Annotated in this window: 5 protein-coding genes; 2 read left to right on the top strand and 3 right to left on the bottom strand. The window is 47.4% G+C overall.

Features of this window, described 5'->3' with window-relative positions:
- The 3 genes from IQ219_RS15060 to phaP all read right to left on the bottom strand — a co-directional run.
- A partial coding sequence (locus tag IQ219_RS15060; RefSeq protein ID WP_304650692.1) for a calcium-binding protein occupies nt 1-1,810 on the bottom strand: 1,810 nt, incomplete at its 3' end.
- Between the two features lie 85 nt (nt 1,811-1,895).
- A complete protein-coding gene (locus tag IQ219_RS15055; protein WP_194073146.1) occupies nt 1,896-2,630 on the bottom strand; it encodes a hypothetical protein in 735 nt (244 codons plus the stop codon).
- A gap of 365 nt (nt 2,631-2,995) precedes the next feature.
- Nucleotides 2,996-3,265, bottom strand: a complete 270-nt coding sequence (gene phaP, locus IQ219_RS15050) for a phasin PhaP (protein WP_190598835.1) — start codon at nt 3,263-3,265, stop codon at nt 2,996-2,998.
- Between the two features lie 512 nt (nt 3,266-3,777).
- Here phaP and IQ219_RS15045 point away from each other — a divergent pair.
- Both IQ219_RS15045 and cbiT read left to right on the top strand, forming a co-directional pair.
- Nucleotides 3,778-6,309 carry a glycogen/starch/alpha-glucan phosphorylase gene (locus tag IQ219_RS15045; RefSeq protein WP_194073145.1) on the top strand — a complete coding sequence of 844 codons (2,532 nt, stop codon included), beginning with the start codon at nt 3,778-3,780 and terminating at the stop codon, nt 6,307-6,309.
- A 147-nt stretch (nt 6,310-6,456) separates the two neighbouring features.
- Nucleotides 6,457-6,766, top strand: a 310-nt coding sequence (cbiT, locus tag IQ219_RS15040; RefSeq protein ID WP_194073147.1) for a precorrin-6Y C5,15-methyltransferase (decarboxylating) subunit CbiT, incomplete at its 3' end; no start/stop codon positions are given.

Raw genomic sequence — 6,766 nt, 5'->3', positions numbered from 1 at the left:
AGGTGGGGGTGACTTGAACGGTAAACACTCCCGCTGAAGTTTCCGTAATTGTCCCAATCTCAATAATTGCCGTGCCGGCATTGTTAAAGTCGGTACCACTAACTGTGCTGGCATTGATGTCTTCACTGAAGGTAACCGTGTAGGTCAGGGTGTCACCAACGGTGACTAAATTGTCTGCATCTCCATCGTTAATATTTATGAGTATCGGAGCTGTTGTGTCAGGGACAGCATTAACCGTGACGGTGTCATTATCTTGGACAGGAACAGTTAAAGCATTTCCTGCCACATCCTCAATTACAGCACCGCTTGGAATACGGAGAGCGATAGTACCTGTGGTGCTAGGAGTTACTTGAACGGTAAACACTCCCGCTGAAGTTTCCGTAATTGTCCCAATCTCAATAATTGCCGTGCCGGCATTGTTAAAGTCGGTGGCACTGACTGTGCTGGCATTGATGTCTTCACTAAAGGTAACCGTGTAGGTCAGGGTGTCACCAACGGTAACTATATTATCTGCGTCACCATCATTGATACTTACAACTATCGGAGCTGTTGTGTCAGGGACAGCATTAACCGTGACGGTGTCATTATCTTGGACAGGAACAGTTAAAGTATTTCCTGCCACATCCTCAATCACAGCACCGCTTGGAATACGAAGAGCAATAGTACCCGTGGAGGTGGGGGTGACTTGAACGGTAAACACTCCCGCTGAAGTTTCCGTAATTGTCCCAATCTCAATAATTGCCGTGCCGGCATTGTTAAAGTCGGTACCACTAACTGTGCTGGCATTGATGTCTTCACTAAAGGTAACCGTGTAGGTCAGGGTGTCACCAACGGTAACCACATTATCTGCGTCACCATCATTGATGCTTACAACTATCGGAGCTGTTGTGTCGATTACCAAGTTTTTGTTACTACCCAGGGAATTGGTAGTTCCTGGAGCCGACAAAGTCAGGACGGCATCGTTGTTTGAAGAGTCTCGAATTGTCCCACTATTAAGCGATAAGGCTAAGGCATTAATATAGTCGAGATCTGTACTCGTATCTCCTGTCTGCACTATGTAGCTAAATTTTAATGTATTTGTTCCTGAACCAGTAAGGTAGTCGATGGTTCGATCTGTAGTTCCAGTTTCAAGGGTTAGTTGAGGAGTTCCTGTGACATTAACCACTTCGCTAAAAGCAACTTGAATGCTAATTACGTCTCCGGCGTTGTAGATTCCATTGGGAGTCAAAGAAGTTACATCTGTAACACTGGGGGCAGTTGTTTCAATTAGATTGACAGCTGTAAAAGGGCCATCAGCAAATTGGAAATTTTCAACATTGGTAATGGTGTCAGTTCCGTCTGGAGAACCACCCCTTTCATCGACAATCGTATATGTACTGCCGCTTAATGTAATGGTGTAATCGCTCCGATCGCCAGAATATTTTAGGGTATCAGCCTGATCGCCACCATCAATGGTGTCATTGCCGCCTCCCCCGGTGATGGTGTCACTGCCAGCACCACCGTTGAGGGAGTTGTTGCCGGTATTTCCCAAGATGACATTATCAAGCCCATTGCCTGTGCCGTTAATGTCACCTTTTCCCGTTAAGGTTAGATTCTCAACATTAGCGCTCGTTCCGAGATCAAAGCTGACAGAAGATATAACCGTGTCTGTCCCTTCTCCTGAATTCTCAGTAATCGTATCAGTTGTACTATCCACCACATAAATGTCGTTGCCGGTGCCGCCGACAAGGGTATTAATTCCACCTCCTCCATTCAGGGTATCGTTACCAAGACCTCCGATTAAAAGGTCATTTCCTGCACCTCCAGTCATATTGTCATTTCCTTCGCCCCCATCCACTGCGTAGCCCCCCGAAGCCGTTTCCGCAATGGTAATGAGATCGTCGCCTGCTCCAGTATTAATTAATGGTATTGCCAGGGCTAGTAGTTGAGGCTTTGATGATGTCGGCCCCTGACCCCGTGTTAATAATTTGCATACCAGCAGCAGAGGTTGCATTCACAACAACGGCATTTGTACTTGTACTGGTAATAGTCTGTGCGCCTCCAACCGATGTTGCATCGACAAATGTAAGGTTGGTACCATTGCCACTGTTGTCACCAATTACCTGTGCTCCTGCTCCCGTCGTGTTTGCAAAGACTGTATTAAGACCGACACCTTTAATATTCAAGGCACCCGCATCGGATTCTGCATTGACAGTGGTTGCCCCTGACCCCGTTAAAATCGTTTGAGCACCTGCGATGGAGGTGGTGTTAAAGGTTGCTTCTCCCGTAAATGAAGCTGTAGTGAGATTAATCGCTCCTGCCCCAGTCGTTGTCGTTGTTAGTTCTACGCCCAGGGGCGCAAACGCAGCCTCAAAATCCACCCCTGTCGTAATCGTTTGGGCGCCATCGCCCGTCGTATTGATGACGACTTTTTCAATATTCTTCAGATTAGACCAGAGAGCATCGGGCGGTGTAATTGCAACATCTAACAGATGGTCAATATGCAAGGTATCAATACCTAAACCACCATCGAGAGTATCACCAGAATTAAACGTATCTGTAACCGCAGCATCATAGATTCCATTAAAAATGTCGTCATTAATGTCACCCGTGAAATTGTCGTTGGTAATCTTTAGATTGAAAGTAGCCATGGTTTTTTTTAATTAATTTAGATGTGCTGTTTCGGCAATCTAAGTCAAGCCATATCAATAACTAGTTTTACCAATATGCATTTCAAGCTTGATCAACAGATGCTTTGTTTCTAGTTTGACCAACAGATGGTTTATTTCTAGTTTGATTTAGATGAATTGTTTGAAAAGAATTTATTATGATTACGAGATTACGCAAAAAATTGGGGTCAAGGTAAAGTTCGGAAAGACTAAACGCCTGGCCCAGTAAGAAATTCAAAATAACCACCGCATAAATTTTCCCAAAAAAATTAACCCCCACAGAACCCGGAGGTTCCCTGGAGGCATTTTTCAGATTCAAATTTCTTAGATTTTAATCAGTTCAGCAACTAGTTAGCCGGTACGGGCTGTTGTCGTAGGGCTTGAAAATAATTATCCCAAAATTGTTTTTGGGCATCGATCATCATCGTGGCGGATTTCTCCTGGGCTTCCAGGTAGCTTTTGACCATTTCCTCTTGTAATTTCAAACTGGTTTCAAAGGTATCGGTCAATTTAATTTCAGCGGTGCCTTTGGGCAAGCTTTCCATCCAAGTACTAAAAAATTTTTTCTGCCAGTCCAGCAACTGGGTTTGGTATTCTTCAAAAAACTGGGTGTTCATAGGGCTAAAACCGCTAATATCCCTAAACAGGTAAAGGTTTAAGGGGAAGCAGGGCGGTGCAGACCACTTCCAATGGATATCGGTATCGCACGTCTCCATTATAATGACTGGTCTCAGTTCACCCAGGGGAAAGTCCGGGGGAATATCACCAAAGTCTGACATCCTTTACCCCCCTCCTTTTTTCCAGTCAACCCTAGAAGCTGAGATTAAAACCAGAGCCGGCGATCGCCATCGGCTGCCCCAGACAATTTCTTCACTGCGATGATTTCAGATTGGTACCTGGGGGCAAGTTAGTTTTTGTCCCTGTGTCAACTGTCCCTAACAATGCTCGATGGGGTGGGTGTAGAGTCTTGGCAGAGACCTTACACTACTCTAAAGTTAGCATCGCTGTTGCGAGCCTAGATTGCCGGAGTAACCATTGCGGTTATGGGCGGCGATCAAGCCTCTGTACTTTGAGTTAGCGTTGGCTAGCCTGGGTGATGTCACCCCGACTTTTTCATCAGGAACAATCAATGATTGATCAATCTACCCTAAACACTTCCCCCCAACCCACTATCAAAATTGAAGATGACCGCACTGGCATGAGTGTGGCCACCCTGAAGCGGGCTTTTTTGGATAACCTTTTCTATCTACAGGGGATTGATCGTTCCCAGGCAACCCTCTACGACTACTATGTTGCCCTGGCCTATACCATCCGCGATCGCCTGTTGCATCGTTTCATCAAGACCGTAGCCACCTATAAGCAGGACAAAGTGAAGGTGGTCTGTTACCTGTCGGCGGAATTCCTCATGGGAAGGCATTTGGGCAATAACCTGATCAACCTGGGACTCTACGAAAAAGTTGACCAGGTAATGAAGGAATTTGACCTGGATTTAAACGAAATTATTGAGCAGGAGCCGGACCCTGGTTTGGGCAACGGTGGCTTGGGTCGTCTGGCCGCCTGTTTCCTCGATTCCCTCGCTTCCCTAGAAGTGCCGGCGATCGGCTATGGCATCCGCTACGAGTTTGGCATTTTTCACCAACGTATTCAGGACGGTTGGCAGGTGGAAGTGCCCGATAACTGGTTGCGGTTCGGTAACCCCTGGGAAATTCCCCGGGCCGATGAATCGGTGGAGGTAAAGCTTGGGGGCCACACGGAAATCATCCACAACGAAAAGAACCAACCCAAAGTAGTCTGGATTCCCGAAAGGACTATTCTCGCCATTCCCTACGACACCCCGGTGCCCGGTTACCAAACCAATACGGTCAATCCCCTCCGGCTCTGGAAGGCGGAAGCCAGTGAAGAATTCAACTTTGAAGCCTTTAATTCTGGCTTATATGACCGGGCTGTGGCGGAAAAAATGGACGCAGAAACCATTTCCAAGGTGCTGTATCCCAATGACAATACCCCCGCTGGCCGGGAATTGCGCCTCGCCCAGCAATATTTCTTTGTGTCCGCTTCCCTGCAGGATTTAATTCGCATCCACCTCCGCACCCACGAAAACCTTGATACTTTTTATGAGTTAACCGCCATCCAGCTCAACGATACCCACCCCGCCGTGGCGATCGCCGAATTGATGCGGCTGTTTGTGGATCGTTATGACTACGACTGGGATAAGGCCTGGGAGATCACCCAAAAAACCTTTGCCTACACCAACCACACCCTGATGCCGGAAGCCTTGGAGCGTTGGTCGGTGGACTTGTTTGCCCAACTCCTGCCCCGTCATTTGGAAATTATTTACGAAATTAACCACCGCTTCCTGACGGGATTACAAACCTGGTTCCCCAACGATGAAGCCCTGGTGAGCAGTCTTTCCCTCATTGAAGAAAACCATGGCAAAAAAATCCGCATGGCCAACCTAGCCTGTGTGGGAAGCCACGCCATCAACGGTGTTGCCGCCCTGCACACGGAATTGTTGAAAAAGGATACCCTCAAGGACTTTGCCAAGCTGTGGCCCCAAAAATTCTTCAATAAAACCAACGGTGTCACCCCCCGCCGCTGGATTTTGCTCAGCAATCCTGAACTTTCCGCCTTAGTAACGGAAAAAATTGGTGATGGTTGGCTAAAAAATTTGGACGAAATGCGGCAAATCGAAAAATTTATCGATGATCCCGAATTCTGTCGTCTCTGGCGGGAAATCAAGCAGAATAATAAACGCAGTTTAGCGGCCTACCTGCTCAAGTACCGCAACGTGGAAATTGATGTTAATTCCTTATTTGATGTCCAGGTTAAACGGATCCATGAATACAAACGTCAACATCTTGCGGCCCTAGAAATCATCCATCTCTACAACCGCATTAAACAAAATCCTGAACGGGTGATGGTGCCTCGCACCTTCATTTTTGGTGGTAAGGCGGCCCCTGGTTACTTCATGGCCAAACTAATCATCAAGTTGATCAATGCCGTTGGGGAAGTGGTTAACAATGATCCCGATGTGCGGGGCCGGTTAAAGGTGGTCTTTGTTTCCAACTTCAACGTCTCCCTGGGGCAAAGGATTTATCCCGCCGCTGACCTTTCCGAACAAATTTCCACCGCAGGTAAGGAAGCCTCCGGTACGGGCAACATGAAATTTGCCATGAATGGAGCCTTAACCATTGGTACGTTGGACGGGGCCAACATTGAAATTCGCGAAGAAGCCGGGCCAGAAAACTTTTTCCTATTTGGCCTCACCGCGGAAGAAGTTTATGCCATGAAAGCAGGGGGTTACAACCCTCAGGATTATTACCACAACAATCCGGAACTCCAGGCTGTTATTGACCGCATTGCCCACGGCTATTTTTCCCCCGGTAATCCCGACCTGTTCCGCCCCATTGTTGATTCCCTGCTCCACCACGATCCCTATATGTTGCTAGCGGACTTCCAAGCCTATGTGGATTGTCAAGACCAGGTGAGCAACACCTATGAAGATCAGGAAAAATGGACAAAGATGTCTATTCTCAACTCGGCCCGCATGGGTAAATTTTCTTCTGACCGCACCATTCGGGAATATTGTCAGGAAATTTGGAATGTGCCTCCGGTGAAAATTTCCTTGAATGAATATCACCCTGAATATGTTGATTATTGATTAGTCTTTAAACTCTAAAGAAATAAATCGACGGTCTGGCTGACCCCATTGGCCCAGACAAAACTAGGATTGTATCGGCCATCATTTCCCCTTCCAGAACAATGGGGGGACAATGGTGGCTTAACTGTCAGCGGAGAAACTAAGCCCATGCTCTGGCCCTATAAGACCCCAGGAATTACAGATGGCCTATTTGAACGATTACCGGGCATTCCCCTCAGCAAAAGGGAGGTGCGCCTGCTGATTATTTCCGCTTTGCAGTTGAAGGAGGAGTCCATCATTTGGGACATTGGGGCCGGCACTGGCACCATTCCGGTGGAACTGGGCTTATTGTGTCCCCGCAGTCGCATTGTGGCAGTGGAAAGGGATGAGGAAGTAGCGGGCCTAATTCGTCGCAACTGCGAACGGTTTGGGGTGACTAATGTGACTGTCCATGAGGGTAGTGCCCCGGATTGTTTAC

This window comes from Synechocystis sp. LEGE 06083, assembly GCF_015207725.1.
Lineage (GTDB): Bacteria > Cyanobacteriota > Cyanobacteriia > Cyanobacteriales > Microcystaceae > Synechocystis > Synechocystis salina.
This window is presented reverse-complemented; position numbering and strand designations above follow the sequence as displayed.

What these genes read in the sequence shown, in the direction of transcription:
- IQ219_RS15055 (WP_194073146.1), bottom strand. Translation starts at nt 2,630, where the DNA reads ATGGCTACTTTCAATCTAAAGATTACCAACGACAATTTCACGGGTGAC.
- phaP (WP_190598835.1), bottom strand. Translation starts at nt 3,265, where the DNA reads ATGAACACCCAGTTTTTTGAAGAATACCAAACCCAGTTGCTGGACTGG.
- IQ219_RS15045 (WP_194073145.1), top strand. Translation starts at nt 3,778, where the DNA reads ATGATTGATCAATCTACCCTAAACACTTCCCCCCAACCCACTATCAAA.